The organism is Sphingobacterium sp. CZ-2, assembly GCF_004526235.1.
GTDB lineage: Bacteria > Bacteroidota > Bacteroidia > Sphingobacteriales > Sphingobacteriaceae > Sphingobacterium > Sphingobacterium tenebrionis.
Map to the genome: position 1 here is coordinate 1,077,796 of NZ_CP038159.1, position 14,170 is coordinate 1,091,965.

General features: G+C 41.5%; 11 protein-coding genes. 5 read left to right on the forward strand and 6 right to left on the reverse strand.

Going from position 1 to position 14,170, the window contains the following annotated elements:
- Positions 1-98: 98 nt before the first annotated feature.
- The 5 genes from E3D81_RS04905 to E3D81_RS04925 form a co-directional block, all read right to left on the reverse strand.
- Positions 99-1,469, reverse strand: coding sequence for a UDP-N-acetylmuramate--L-alanine ligase (locus tag E3D81_RS04905; protein ID WP_099367168.1), 1,371 nt, complete (start codon positions 1,467-1,469; stop codon positions 99-101).
- Between the two features lie 3 nt (positions 1,470-1,472).
- On the reverse strand, positions 1,473-2,312 hold the full coding sequence (gene prmA, locus E3D81_RS04910) for a 50S ribosomal protein L11 methyltransferase (protein ID WP_134776635.1): 840 nt from the start codon (positions 2,310-2,312) through the stop codon (positions 1,473-1,475).
- Between the two features lie 3 nt (positions 2,313-2,315).
- Positions 2,316-3,083, reverse strand: a complete 768-nt coding sequence (gene tpiA, locus E3D81_RS04915; RefSeq protein ID WP_134776636.1) for a triose-phosphate isomerase — start codon at positions 3,081-3,083, stop codon at positions 2,316-2,318.
- Between the two features lie 2 nt (positions 3,084-3,085).
- Positions 3,086-4,318: a putative sugar nucleotidyl transferase gene (locus E3D81_RS04920; protein ID WP_134776637.1), complete on the reverse strand. Its 1,233-nt coding sequence runs from the start codon at positions 4,316-4,318 to the stop codon at positions 3,086-3,088.
- Between the two features lie 74 nt (positions 4,319-4,392).
- Positions 4,393-4,641, reverse strand: coding sequence for a type B 50S ribosomal protein L31 (locus tag E3D81_RS04925; protein WP_099367172.1), 249 nt, complete (start codon positions 4,639-4,641; stop codon positions 4,393-4,395).
- 204 nt (positions 4,642-4,845) lie between these two features.
- Here E3D81_RS04925 and lysS point away from each other — a divergent pair, with 204 nt between their 5' ends.
- Positions 4,846-6,564: a lysine--tRNA ligase gene (lysS, locus tag E3D81_RS04930; RefSeq protein WP_134776638.1), complete on the forward strand. Its 1,719-nt coding sequence runs from the start codon at positions 4,846-4,848 to the stop codon at positions 6,562-6,564.
- A 261-nt stretch (positions 6,565-6,825) separates the two neighbouring features.
- On the opposite strand, the gene E3D81_RS04935 is transcribed toward lysS, so the two are convergent.
- Positions 6,826-9,687 carry a M16 family metallopeptidase gene (locus E3D81_RS04935; protein ID WP_134776639.1) on the reverse strand — a complete coding sequence of 954 codons (2,862 nt, stop codon included), beginning with the start codon at positions 9,685-9,687 and terminating at the stop codon, positions 6,826-6,828.
- Positions 9,688-9,802: 115 nt separating this feature from the next.
- Here E3D81_RS04935 and xerD point away from each other — a divergent pair, with 115 nt between their 5' ends.
- From xerD to E3D81_RS04955, 4 genes are all read left to right on the forward strand, one after another.
- A complete protein-coding gene (xerD, locus tag E3D81_RS04940; protein ID WP_134776640.1) occupies positions 9,803-10,696 on the forward strand; it encodes a site-specific tyrosine recombinase XerD in 894 nt (297 codons plus the stop codon).
- A gap of 99 nt (positions 10,697-10,795) precedes the next feature.
- The gene (locus E3D81_RS17345; RefSeq protein ID WP_209023104.1) at positions 10,796-11,167 is read left to right on the forward strand and encodes a DUF2946 domain-containing protein; all 372 of its coding nucleotides are present in this window, start codon (positions 10,796-10,798) and stop codon (positions 11,165-11,167) included.
- 89 nt (positions 11,168-11,256) lie between these two features.
- Positions 11,257-13,329 carry a TonB-dependent receptor gene (locus E3D81_RS04950; protein ID WP_134776641.1) on the forward strand — a complete coding sequence of 691 codons (2,073 nt, stop codon included), beginning with the start codon at positions 11,257-11,259 and terminating at the stop codon, positions 13,327-13,329.
- Between the two features lie 25 nt (positions 13,330-13,354).
- The gene (locus E3D81_RS04955) at positions 13,355-13,993 is read left to right on the forward strand and encodes a hypothetical protein (RefSeq protein WP_134776642.1); all 639 of its coding nucleotides are present in this window, start codon (positions 13,355-13,357) and stop codon (positions 13,991-13,993) included.
- Positions 13,994-14,170: the final 177 nt, after the last annotated feature.

Genomic DNA, 14,170 nt, shown 5'->3' on the forward strand with positions numbered 1-14,170 from the left:
ATGTAAAATATTTATTTATTAAGTAATTATCAAATTTAAACAAATAACTTATAAATCAAAATGCCAATATTAATATTTTAAAAAAAAAAGGAAAAATCTTAAAAATTTCTCAAAAATTTATCCGCAAAACTTGTCATATTTACGCCATTGTAATTGTTTGAACTCATAAATAGTAAATTGTAACCATTTGATTTAAAAGATTCCAAAAATGCTTCTAAATCAGAAAGTTGTGTAATTACATGGAAAGACGGATGATTAAAGGCCTCTGATAAACTCCAGATTAATTTATCTACATCGATATTTTTTTCCTTTATAAGAGAAGTATTAACGAATACTACAGCGAAATCTGACTCATTCATCGAGTTTGCGTAGTCCTGAATAAAGTTTGCGTCTAAACTATCGTAAGCGTTTAACTCTATAATTGTTACAAGCGCTTGGTTAGGAAATTGTTCTTTAACGGCATGAATACTTGAGCGAAGCTTGCTTGGCGTATGGGCAAAATCCTGGTAAACCACAGAACCGTTCTGGCTGGCTACGAATTCCAGGTAACGAATGGAGCTTTTAAAATCTTGGATGGCTTCATAAAATCCATCCCGTTTAACGCCCAACCACTCACAAACGGTAAATGCTCCGGCGATATTCGACAAATTATGTTTGCCAAACACCTTTAATGGAATCTGCTCCTCACCTACATGTATATAAGTCACCCCCTTGTTGATGGTATATTCAGGTAGTTTATAGCCATGCCGGTTGATCTTGATATCCATGGTGCGTTCCACCACTTCGCGAGTCGGTCCGTTATCCTTGTTATAGATCAATGTTCCTTTAGGAACAATGCTACGGATAAAGTCTTCGAACTGCTTAAGGTATTCATCTTCTGGGATCACCGTTTTGAAATGCTCCCAATCCACATTGCTGATCAGGGCAATATTGGGTTTATAATCCAAAAACTTGGATTTACGATCTATGGAAGAGGCAAAATATTCATCCCCTTCAATAATGATCAGGTTATTTTCTGGATTCAATTGCAACAGGTCATCAAAACCTTCCAGTTGCGCTCCAACAAGGTAATCGAATTTCTTGCCCAGCTTCTTGAGCACATGCATCACCATACTGGTGATCGTGGTTTTACCATAGGTTCCCGCAATGACAACGCGCGTTTTATCCACGCTCTGCTCATACACAAATTCTGGGAAGGAATAAATCTTCACCCCCAATTGTTGTGCTTTCTTCAACTCTGGGTTATCCTTATCGGCATGCATTCCCAAGATCACGGCATCAATGCTTTCATCCAGTTTGTCTGGAAACCAGCCCAGTTCATCTGGAAGAAGACCAGCTGCCTGCAAATGAGATTTCGATGGCTCCACGATCTGATCATCGGAACCACTCACCTGATGCCCCTGTTCAGCTAAATTAATAGCCAAATTGTGCATGATGCTACCGCCTATGGCAATAAAATGAATTCGCATGGACTACGATTTAATAAATTTGGCCGAACACCAGTTATCCAGCACTTTTTTCTCCTTAAATTCGAAACCTACCGCACCTGCCTTTTCCGTCAAGATCGATAAATCCTCACCATCATAGAATCCAGAAAGGTATAATTCTCCTTCAGCATCCAGATCATTGGCATAAACCTCCATCTGATCCAATAAGATATTCCTATTGATGTTCGCCAGGATCGTATCAAATTTCAAACCTTCGATCACTTCCTTCGAACCTAACTTTTCTTCAATATTATAGGTGCCGTTCAATTCCTTGTTTTCCTTGACGCTTTCCACACAGATCGGATCATAATCCACCGCTATAAGTTCTTTTGCGCCACGTTTGGAAGCGAGAATAGCCAGGATACCCGTACCACAGCCCATATCCAAAACACGCTTACCCTCAAAATCGTTCTCCAGAACAAAAGAAAGCATCATGGACGTAGTCTGGTGATGGCCAGTTCCGAAAGACATTTTAGGATCGATGATGATCTGATAAGGAAATTCCGGACGGTCTTCATGGAAAGTAGCCCGCACATAACATTGATCATCGACCGTGATTGGGCTGAAATTACTTTCCCACAATTGGTTCCAATTCTGTTGTTCCAATTCCTGCACATCATACTGCAGGTCATAATCACCTGCCTCCTGGAGCAATACCGTCTCCAATGCCTGAATATCCAAATTAGCTGTTGGAACATAAGCTACAAAACCTTGGTCCTGATCCTCAAAGGTATCAAAACCAAGGTTTGCTAATTCAGCAACGAGCAAATCCTTTTGCCATTCCTCCATGTTAGAGGAGGTAAAAGTAACTGCTGAGTACTTCATAAATTAACCGTTAAATACATTAATAATCTGCAGGAAATCACGAGATTTCAGGGACGCACCACCAATCAACCCACCATCGATATCCGGTTGGGAGAAAAGGCTCTGGGCATTGCCCGGATTGGCACTTCCACCATATAAAATACTCGTATTATCTGCTGTTTCTTGACCAAATTGTTCCGCTAAAGTCTTGCGGATGAAGGCATGCACCTCCTGTGCCTGTTCTGGAGTGGCCGTTAAACCCGTTCCAATAGCCCATACAGGCTCATAGGCCAAGACAATATGTTTAAAAGCATTCGCATCCAAATGGAACAATGCTTTGCTCAATTGCGTTTTGATTACTTCGTAGAAAGATCCAGATTCGCGTTCCTCTTTGGTTTCTCCAATACAGAAGATCGGTTTCAGGTCGTTTGCCAATGCAGCATCCACCTTTTTAGCCAATAACTCATCCGTTTCACCATAATAGGCACGACGTTCCGAATGGCCTAAGATCACATAGTTAGCTCCTGTAGATTTCACTTGGGAAGCAGAGATTTCTCCGGTATAGGCTCCAGATGCATGTTCAGAAATGTTCTGAGCACCAATAGATACGTTGACTGCCGAATTTCCAAGCTTAGCCAAACTTGGCAAATGGATAAACGGACTACAAACCACCACTTCCTGACCACCTCTCACTTCATCTTTTACCATATTTACAATTTCAGAAAACAAGCTTAATCCTTGCTCATAATCCAAATTCATTTTCCAGTTTCCAGCTACAATGTTTTTACGCATAATTACTTTTTTGTTTGATTGTTGATTACCTCGGTCCGTAGACCGGCTGTATTATTATATATATGTTCAAATATGGCAATATTTCCTGAAATTTCGGTTCCAGTAGCAAGCTTTCTTCGTTCTAACATGTCCAAGAATTTATCAAACCGATAGCTTGAATAATCATCCCCTACCTGCCAGCTGAAATCCGGCACAAATTTGGGAATTATATTTGACATTGCCACCTGCGCAGCTACCCCAATTACGGTACCTGTATTTACGGAGGAATTTATCCCTAACATGGCCAGATCCCCCATGATCATCCCACATTTCAACACATCGGTCTGCCGATACGAAAGGTATTCATAATCATATAACCTTACATCCTGCCAATTGTTTTTCAGATTGGAGTTTGACGATCCTGCCCCAATATTACAACCCTCCCCGATTACCGAACAACCTAGGTAACCATCATGCCCTTTTGCACTATTGCCCCAGATCACCGTATTATTTACTTCACCGGCAATCGTACTGCCTGGACCAATGCTCACATTCGGATATAAGCGAGCCATCATCTTCACCCTGGCCGATTCACCGATAGCGACTTGCCCACGCAAGAAACTACCCTCTTCCAACTGCGCATTTTTACCTATATATATAGGCCCATCCAGACTGTTCAAACTGACCCCTTCCACGTGCGCACCAGGTTCGATAAAAATACGATCTCCGAAAAGCATATTATTGGATGAAATTGCCGCTGAGACCCTTCCTTTGGTCAGTAATTCAAAATCGAATTCCAACTGTTGCTTATTCTGTAGGAAAATATCCTCTGGATGATGGATAAACTGAACATTGGAACTGCTTTTCACGGGTTGTAAACTGGAAATGATCCCCGGTATATCTTCCGGAATGAAATCCAACTTGCAGGCAATCCATCGATCGGAAGAGACCAAAACCTCACCAACACGTAAGTTCTCCAGCTCCTCCAAGAGCGAAATATCAGGCAAAACATTCGCCTGAATAATCAGAAACAGATTCTTTAAGGAAGGATCAGTTGAAGAATGATCATCAATTGGAAAAGACGGTTGCAAATAATCTGCTGTAGCAAAGAAAACAGGTGATTGGAATATACGCTGCCATTTTTCATCGAGGGTACAGATCCCGACACGAAGATTGCCGACAGGTCTACTGGCCGAAAGCGGTAATAAATGGTTTCGCCAAGGCGCTTTATCAAATAAAAGGATGGTTAGCGACATGGCCTAAAATTACATAAAAAAATCCCGATAATAAACTTATCGGGATATCCTTTAAATTCTTAAAAGAAAATAAATTATTTCTTGTTGTAGCGGCTACGGAACTTATCGATACGTCCAGCAGTATCTACTAACTTCATTTTACCAGTGTAGAATGGGTGTGAAGTGTGAGAGATCTCTAATTTCACTAATGGATATTCATTGCCATCTTCCCAAGTAATACTTTCTTTCGTGTCAACACAAGATTTAGTGATGAAAGCGTAGTCATTCGACATATCTTTAAATACAACTAATCTGTAGTTTGATGGATGCAATTCTTTTTTCATTTTATCTTATGATTACTATATATTCAACAATTGAGGTGCAAAGATAATTTTTTTTTCATTCAAAAGCAATACTGTGCGGATATTTCCTTCCACATTTTTTAACTATTGTTGAAAACTTCCATACCCTCCCTAAATAGATGCACAAATATTGTAAAAACTTAGCTTATTTCCTACTTTTGCAATTCATTACAAGTCCGAAAAAACATGAGTATTGGATTATCAGAACAAGAACAACAACGAAGATTAAATCTTCAAGCTTTAATCGACCTCGGTATTAACCCCTTCCCTGCAGAGAAATTCGACGTGAATGCTACGGCAGAAGATATATTAGCCAACTACGAAAGAGATAAAATAAACTATAAGAACATCAGCTTTGCTGGTCGTATCATGAGCCGTCGTGTGATGGGTAGTGCATCGTTCTTAGAGCTTCAGGATTCTACTGGCCGTATACAGGCTTATGTAAAGCGCGATGATATCTGCCCAGGAGAAGACAAGACCTTATATAATACGGTATTTAAGAAATTATTGGATATCGGCGATATCGTGGGTATCACGGGTTTTGTGTTCACGACACAAACTGGTGAGATTTCTATCCACGTACAGACCTTAACGGTATTGACCAAATCCCTTCGTCCATTGCCGATTGTAAAAGAGGCAGATGGCAAGACCTTTGATGCCTTTACCGATCCAGAACAACGCTATCGAATGCGTTATGTGGATCTGATCGTGAACCCACAGAACAAGGATATCTTTGTAAAGCGTACGAAACTGTTCAATGCGATGCGTGAATTCTTCAACAACGCGGGCTATATGGAGGTGGAGACACCAGTGCTTCAATCTATCCCTGGAGGAGCTGCTGCGCGTCCGTTCATCACGCACCACAATGCATTGGATATTCCATTGTACTTGCGTATTGCCAATGAACTTTACTTAAAAAGATTGATCGTCGGTGGATTTGATGGGGTGTATGAGTTTTCCAAAAACTTCCGTAACGAAGGAATGGACCGTACGCATAATCCTGAATTTACCGCGATGGAGATCTATGTAGCCTATAAAGACTACAACTGGATGATGGATTTCACAGAGCGCTTATTGGAGCACTGTGCGATTGCAGTAAACGGAACGACAAAAGCGACGTTCAACGAGCATGAAATCGATTTCCGCGCGCCATATCCACGTGTGAGCATGGCTGCTGCCATCCAACAGTTCACGGGTTTTGATATCACTGGAAAATCGGAAGATGAGATCCGCGAGGCTGCTAAAGGAATGGGTATTGCGGTGAATGATACCATGGGTAAAGGAAAATTGATCGATGAGATCTTCGGCGAGAAATGTGAAGGAAATTTCATTCAGCCAACCTTTATCACGGATTATCCGATTGAGATGTCGCCTTTGACCAAAAAGCACCGCCATAATCCGGAATTAACGGAACGTTTTGAATTGATGGTTTGTGGTAAGGAGATTGCGAATGCATATTCGGAGTTGAATGATCCGATCGATCAGCGTGAGCGTTTTGAGGATCAGTTGAAGCTTTCGGAAAAAGGAGATGATGAGGCGATGTTTATCGATCAGGATTTCTTGAGAGCATTGGAATATGGTATGCCGCCTACATCGGGATTGGGAATCGGAATGGATAGGTTGATTATGTTCTTGACAAATAACCCATCGATTCAAGAGGTGTTGTTCTTCCCGCAGATGCGTCCGGAGAAGGCAGCGAAGGTAACTACTGTGGCGGATTATGTGGAGCAAGGAATTCCGGAGGTATGGGTGCCGGTATTGCAGAAAATGGGATTTTTGACGATTGAGAGCTTGAAAGAAGCGAATCCGAATAAGGTGTTTAATGATTTAGGCGGGATGAGAAAGAAGATGAAGTTGGATGTGGCGATGCCAAGTAAGGATGAGGTAATGGCTTGGTTTGAGTAAGCAAGGAATTGCGACCATACCGTCATTGCGAGGAACCCACCGTCATTGCGAGGAACGAAGCAATCCATCGTCATTGCGATAATACCGTCATTGCGAGGAACGAAGCAATCTTTAAACTAATCGAAAGATTGCTTCGTCGTACCTCCTCGCAATGACGATATGAAAAAACATAAAAAAAATGGATGCTAATTTCTTAGCATCCATTTCTTTTATATCCCGAATTCTTCTTAATCAAAAAAATCCGAGTCTACTTCTTCCAACTTATTTCTTCACCTGATCAGGTAACAAAATAAATTTAAACAATTGATCTTCTTTCAGATACTTGTTCGCTACGGCTTTCACAGTCGCTGGAGTTACCTTATTCAACTGCTCCAAATAAACAGTAGGATAAGTCACATCACGACCTACCTGCAAAGCACCAGAAATCTGGCTTAACCAATACCTGTTCTCACGTTGGTTAACCTCAAACTGACGTTTCTGTTCGATCACAAATTTATCCAAATCCACTTGCGAAGGACCATCTTTCTTAATCTTACGGAATTCATCCAACGTAGAATTAATCAAAGAAGGATATTTATCCACGCTGGTACCAAATCCAACATTAAAGGAATAACGTTGCGTAGGGAATTTAGAATAAGAAGCTCTTGCTCCCGTTCCATATACCCCACTCTCCTCTTCACGAAGACGCTCGATCAATCTATTGGAAAGGATAGTCTCCAATGCTGCTAAATTCATGTTCTCCGCATCGTTGTAGGTATAATCGCCATAAATGGACAATCTTACGTTAGCCTTTGCTTCCTGACCCTTATTAACGATCTTCTCTACCCCTTTTGCAGGCTCAACAATCTTCAGATCCTTCGCTTCCTCCTTACGGTTGGTCGCTGGCAAAGCTGCTAAGTAATTCTCCAAATAAGGTTTGATTTCCGCTTCGGTAAATGAACCCACGATCACGAAAGTAAAGTCAGATGCATCCGCGAAACGATCTTTGTAGATCTCCAATGCACGCGCTTGTTTTACTTGATCCAACTCCGCTTTATCAGCTGGGTTTCTACGGATGTTGTTTCCATATAAGGTATTGATGATATTCTTATTGAATACAAAGTTAGGATCATTCTCGCGGTTAGCCAACATCGTAATCTGTCTGCTCATCACACTCTGGAATACATCATCTTCGATCCTAGGCTCTGTAAAGTATCCATAGATCATTTCAAATGCAGTCTTCAAGCCTTCTTTATCCGATGAGCCGGACAAACCTTCAGTACGCTCAGAAATATAAGGACTGATATTCACTTGTTTACCTGTCATGTATTTCTGCATCTCAATAGTATTCAATTGACCTAAACCACTTGAATTCACCAATGTACCCGCCATTGATGCCGACATGTAATCCGCATCCGAATAAACGGAAGTACCACCTGGACTGAATGCTGAAATCAAGATCTCATCATTCTTGAAATTAGTAGGTTTTAATACCACTTTAACACCATTGCTCAATACGATTTCTTTCGCGCCAATCTTATCGATTGCTTTTTCGCTTTTGATTGTTCCTTTAACAGGCTCTTTGCTCAACAATGGCAGATCAGAAACCTTATCATCATAAGCCGTTAATTGCTCCTTGTCTACATCAGCGAACCAAGTATTCACCTGTGCTTCTTGCGGCAATTTATCCTTTTCAGAATCTGGTGCTAGGATAACCACATCACGGTTGCTATCCACATAATATTCTTCACCAATAGCCACTACCTCTTTCAAGGTCAATGTAGGCAATAATTGCTTCGTGATCTGATAACGATCTTCACTACTTAATGCCGGAGCATCTTTCAAGAAGTGGTTCAGATAAGCATTTACATAGCTATCCGATTTACGCTTATCGCGCTCCACATAAGAAGTTTCATTGGATTTCGCATAAGCAGAAACGGTACGTTTGAATTCCGATTCGGTAAAACCAAATTTATCCACACGGTCCAATTCACGAACCACCGCTTTAAAACCATCTTCAAATTGACCTGGTTTAGATACGAAATAGGCAGTTAGGTTATCCAATCCACCCATGAATTCAGAAATATCCACTCCCGCTTGAAGGAAAGGAGGATTAGCAGATTGCGTCAATTCACCTAAACGTGCATTGATCATGCTTCCGTAGATATTCTTCATCAATTCCTTGCGGTAGTCACCTACGGTTTCCACCTTACTTTCTTTATGTTTGATCAAGATCTGTCCTAAGGTATAGGCCATCTCCGGATCCGTAACACTGATAAATTGATTTTTGTTCAATAGATCAATGCCTACTTTTTTACGTTCTTTCGGATTCTTCTCCACACGCATATCCGAGAATAGGCGTTTGATTTCCGCTTCCATTGCTACCGGATCAATATCACCTACAACGATTAAAGTTTGTAAATCCGGGCGGTACCAATCCTTATGGAATTGACGGATCAATGCAGGATCAAATCCCATCACCACTTCTTCCGTACCGATTGGTAGACGATTAGCATATAAGGAACCATTCATCAATACCGGCATGAACTTATCGCGCATACGTTGCATAGAACCACGACCACCACGCATCTCTTCCATGATGATACCACGTTCCTTCTCGATTTCATCTGTTTCCAACATGGCATCCTGTGCCCAGTCGCGCATTACCTGAAGACCATTCTTCAACAATTCTGGATCATCCGAAGGGATTGGTAATTGATAAACCGTTTCATCAAAACCCGTATAGGCATTAAGGTCAGAACCAAAACGAACCCCAGCTTTTTGCAGGTAATCCACCAAGGCATTCTTAGGGAAATGCTTTAGTCCATTAAAGTTCATATGCTCTAAAAAGTGCGCTAGACCTTGTTGTTTGTCGGTTTCTACGATCGAACCCACTTTCACGCCCAAATACATGGTAACACGTTTCTCTGGTTCGGTGTTTTTACGAATGTAGTAGGTAAACCCATTCGCTAATTTTCCTTGCTTCACAGTTTGATCGAATGGTAATTTCGCATCCCATTTCAGGGAATCGGATTGCAAAATCACTTTTGCTTCAGCACTGATGTTGCTTGGAACATAGGCAGTTGCCACTTCTGCTGTAAATGGGAGCAAAAAGGCAATTGCCAACGGCTTCAAAATTTTCATAATCTTTATTTTTGTATAGAACGGTTATTATATAATAATGTCCCAAATTACAAGATTTTATTCGCTTTTTAAAGTTGAAAGAAAATAATAATCGATATTTAGTTATATTTAACGAATGGACTGGGAAAATTTAAAAAAGGATTTCAAACGTTTTCTGCTTTTAGAACGGGGATTAAGCCAAAATAGCATTGATGCCTACCAGAATGATATCGTTAAACTACAGCATTACTGTGAGTTAAAAGAGATCCCTCTCCAGGACATCAAGACCCGAAATATCCAAGATTTCTTGGTCTGGATCAATGAATTTGCCATTTCGGCCTTTAGCCAGGCCAGGATCCTATCGGGCATCAAAACATTTTTCCATTTCCTTCAGATCGAATACCAATGGGATAGCAACCCAGCCGAACTTATTGAAAGTCCTCGTCTTTCCCGGAAGATCCCTACTGTGCTCAGCATCCAGGAAATTGATGCCTTGATCTCGGCGATCGACCTATCCGCCGCAGAAGGGATGCGGAATAAGGCCATCCTGGAAATCCTCTATGGATGTGGCTTACGGGTTTCGGAACTTTGTGAGCTCAAGATCTCCAATTTATTTCTGGATGTGGAATTCATTAAGGTCGAAGGAAAAGGAAACAAGGAAAGGTTGATCCCCATTGGCGAGCAGGCCATCAAATTTCTAAAGATCTACCTGGAAGAGATCAGGGTGCACCAGACCATCAAACCGGGGATGGAAGATTATGTTTTCTTGAACCGTCGCGGAAACCCATTGTCCCGGGTGATGATCTTCATCATCATCAAAGACCTTGCAGAAAAAATTCGCTTGAAAAAGGATATCAGTCCGCATACCTTCCGACATAGCTTTGCTTCCCATTTGGTGGAAGGCGGTGCCGACCTGCGTGCGGTCCAGGATATGCTCGGCCATGAAAGCATCAGCACGACCGAAATCTATACGCATATTGATAAAGATTATTTACAAAGTATTATTACCCAATACCATCCAAGAAGTTAATCGGATTTGTAGACATTCCTGCTAAAAAGAATTTCCCTGTTAATGCAACAAAGTTTATTTTAATTTGCAACACTATTGCATTTGCATTATCTTTGTGCTGTGATAAATTGGATTGGAACAAAGAAAAGAGGAATTGCCAGTATCTGGATCGGTATTATATGCCTTTCCCTTGGCCTGATTTCCTTTCATACCCATGATCATACATCACATGATTGTGCACATCATGGACATGCACATGCTGAGGACCATGCACATTCTCATTCTGCCGATCATTCCCATGAGGACTGTACCTACTGTTTTTTATTTTATCATCAACAGGTAGATCAATTATTCCAGTGGAACTGGGAGAATAAAGCAGTAGAATGGCCAATAGAAAAATTTTCTCCTTCCTTATATCATGAAGGAATTGTCAGCAGACAAAGCATTCCTTATTCCCTTCGAGGGCCACCATCCTATTTCTTGGCTGTATAATTCCTTACAGCAGATCCCATTAAAAGGCTACCATATTTTAATGCCTTCCATATTTTAAAGGCTACATTTTTTTAGCGTAATCTAAATACATGCTTAGAATACTATTCCTGTGCATGATGTTAGGTCCTTGGACCGTCATCTTGGCACAGCACCATGAAACGATCGAGGAGGTAAAAGTCTCTGCGAAACGACATGAACAAGGCACAGCCGTGAGGCAAAACCTATCCCAAGAGGAGATCGACGAAAGCAAGGGCAAGACCTTGGCAGAACGTTTCAGTAATTTATCTGGCGTCAGTCTTTTGAGCTCTGGCCATAGCATATTAAAGCCGGTGATAAACGGGCTACATAGTAACCGCATTCTGATGTTGAACCAAGGCGTAAAGCATGAAGGACAACAATGGGGTATGGAGCATGCGCCGGAGATCGACCCTTTTTCGGCAGACGATTTTGAACTGATCAAGGGTGCCCAAGCGGTTCGCTATGGTGCGGATGCCTTGGCAGGCGTGCTGATCAGCAAATCCAGAAGCATCAAAACCGATAGCCTGCATGGCGCTATAGATTTATTGGGATTCAGTAACGGGCGAGGGTTTTCAGGAAACGTGCTGTTGGAAGGAGGCTTGAAAAGTATATCCAATCTGGGTTGGAAAGCCCAGCTTTCCGGCAAGAAATTGGGAAATAGCAAAACTGCCGATTATTATCTAGGGAACACCGGCGTGCAGGAGCTTAACTTCTCCGGACAGGTTCAGTATAAATTAGCGAATCATGCTTTTGATGCCTATTACAGTCGCTTCCAAACCGAGCTGGGTGTATTCTATGGTGCTCATGTCGGGAATATCAATGATATCCTGGCGAGGATTGCCCATGGTGAACCTTTGGAGCATTATGATTTTTCTTACGACATACAAGCGCCAAAGCAGGATGTCAGTCATCAATTGGCGCGTTTGAACTATCAATATTCCTTCGGGAATGACCTGCGATTGGAAGCTCAATATGGATGGCAAAGGAACCACCGCAAGGAGTTCGACCGCCGTCGTGCTGTAGCAGATGATGTACCTATGGCTGATATGGTGCTGGACAACCATTCCCTGGAACTGTTGCTGAAGAAAAAGGGATATACCATCGGTATGCAGGCTGGAAATCAGGTGAACAACAATACCCCTGGAACTGGCACCACCCCTATCATTCCCAACTTTGAAAGCTGGTCGATCGGCTTGTTCGGAATGCATCAACAAGTTTGGGATCGATTTTTATTGGAACTGGGATGGCGATATGATTTCCGATATTTCGATGCTGCCGGGTATAGGTACCGTTATAATGATCCTAACGAAAGCATCCCACAGCAATACCTGCTCACAGACCAACGGAATTTCCATAATTTCTCCGGATCAGTGGGCGGGAAATACCAACTCGATTCCAAATGGGCAATACGGTCGAATGTGGGTTTGGCCTGGCGAGCACCTACGGCCAATGAACTGTATGCAGATGGGGTTCATCATGGTGCGGGGATCTATGAGATCGGTGATCTTGATCTAAAGGCCGAACAGGGATTGAAATGGGTAAATTCGATCAGCCGCGAAGCGGATGATTTTGCCTTCCAACTGGATGGGTATGCGCAGTATATTGCAAATTATATCTATTCCACCCCGAATCCAGATTCGGTAAGACAGACCATCCGAGGAACTTTTCCGGTTTTTAGCTATACGCAGCACAATGCTTTGTTCTTTGGTCTGGACCTGAATGCGAAATGGGCATTTTTGGATCATTGGCAGTACCAGATCAATGCGGGTTTAGTGCGCGCAAAGAACCTGAGTATGGATAGTTACCTGCCTTATATTCCTTCGGATCAGTTTACACAGAGCTTGGCTTGGAGCTATGCTCCCCAGGATAAAGGATATGTTAAATTATCCCATCAGTTTGTAGCCAAACAAAATCGGTATGAAGCAGGAACGGACTTTATGGCTCCTCCCCCTGCCTATCACCTAATGCATGTACATGTTTACAAAGCTTTTCGCTTAGGCAGGGAAACCAATCAATTGGTCAATCTAGGTTTGCGTGTTGAGAATATATTCAATAACCAATATAAGGATTATATGGATCGATTCCGTTATTATGCGCATCGTCCTGGCCGAAACTTTATTTTATCCATTAATTATACATTTTAGAAAAAAACATTAAAAAAACATAATCATGAAAAATATACATTTATTTATTATCGCGTTATTCAGTATTTCTGTATTCAGTTCTTGTTCAAAGGATGATCCAAATCCCGAGGTGGACCAAGAGGAAGTTTCCGGTGCTACTTTAGTTTTTACGGAAGTAAAAAAGGTAGTGAATGGAAGTAATGTGAGCTATGAAGATATTGCTGGTGCAGAGGTAGAAAAAATCGAATTCAAAGGGAACGATCTTTTGCCGGAAGTGGGTGCTCATTTACATTTGGAAAAGGATAAGTCATATCGTTTTAATTTGATCGTTCGTGATTTTGCAGGTCGTGAGAGCCAGCAGACTTTTGTGGCTAGGGATGATCAGCATTTTGCCTTTATTTTAGGCGCTCCTGCTGATGCATTGAGCATTAGCTATGCGGATAAAAAAGCGGATGGCACTGCTGTGAAAGTAGGTACAGTTGGACATATCAGTGTAAATCAGGTGGCAGAATCGTTTACTTTTAATTATATCCTTAGGCACTTGAATCCTGGTGTAAAATCTCAGATTGATCTGGATAAGGATATTACCAATAAGGAGTATACGAAATTTGGCGGGGCAAATGATCTTGATCTGAAATTTAGCCTGCATTTGGTGGAAGAGGATGATCATGGACATGATCATTAAGAATTTTAGATTTAGTTCTTACTAAGGATTAATTCGGGAGAATGTAATCTGTTTAATTTATTAAGTAATTAGGCTCTTTGGAGCTGAGAGGAAAAGTCCAGGTGAAGAAATTCATTTGGACTTTTTTAATCTTTTTCAAGGATTGCTTCACCTCATTCCATGATTTTCCAGATGTTG

What these genes read in the sequence shown, in the direction of transcription:
- E3D81_RS04905 (WP_099367168.1), bottom strand. Translation starts at nt 1,469, where the DNA reads ATGCGAATTCATTTTATTGCCATAGGCGGTAGCATCATGCACAATTTG.
- prmA (WP_134776635.1), bottom strand. Translation starts at nt 2,312, where the DNA reads ATGAAGTACTCAGCAGTTACTTTTACCTCCTCTAACATGGAGGAATGG.
- tpiA (WP_134776636.1), bottom strand. Translation starts at nt 3,083, where the DNA reads ATGCGTAAAAACATTGTAGCTGGAAACTGGAAAATGAATTTGGATTAT.
- E3D81_RS04920 (WP_134776637.1), bottom strand. Translation starts at nt 4,318, where the DNA reads ATGTCGCTAACCATCCTTTTATTTGATAAAGCGCCTTGGCGAAACCAT.
- E3D81_RS04925 (WP_099367172.1), bottom strand. Translation starts at nt 4,641, where the DNA reads ATGAAAAAAGAATTGCATCCATCAAACTACAGATTAGTTGTATTTAAA.
- lysS (WP_134776638.1), top strand. Translation starts at nt 4,846, where the DNA reads ATGAGTATTGGATTATCAGAACAAGAACAACAACGAAGATTAAATCTT.
- E3D81_RS04935 (WP_134776639.1), bottom strand. Translation starts at nt 9,687, where the DNA reads ATGAAAATTTTGAAGCCGTTGGCAATTGCCTTTTTGCTCCCATTTACA.
- xerD (WP_134776640.1), top strand. Translation starts at nt 9,803, where the DNA reads ATGGACTGGGAAAATTTAAAAAAGGATTTCAAACGTTTTCTGCTTTTA.
- E3D81_RS04950 (WP_134776641.1), top strand. Translation starts at nt 11,257, where the DNA reads ATGCTTAGAATACTATTCCTGTGCATGATGTTAGGTCCTTGGACCGTC.
- E3D81_RS04955 (WP_134776642.1), top strand. Translation starts at nt 13,355, where the DNA reads ATGAAAAATATACATTTATTTATTATCGCGTTATTCAGTATTTCTGTA.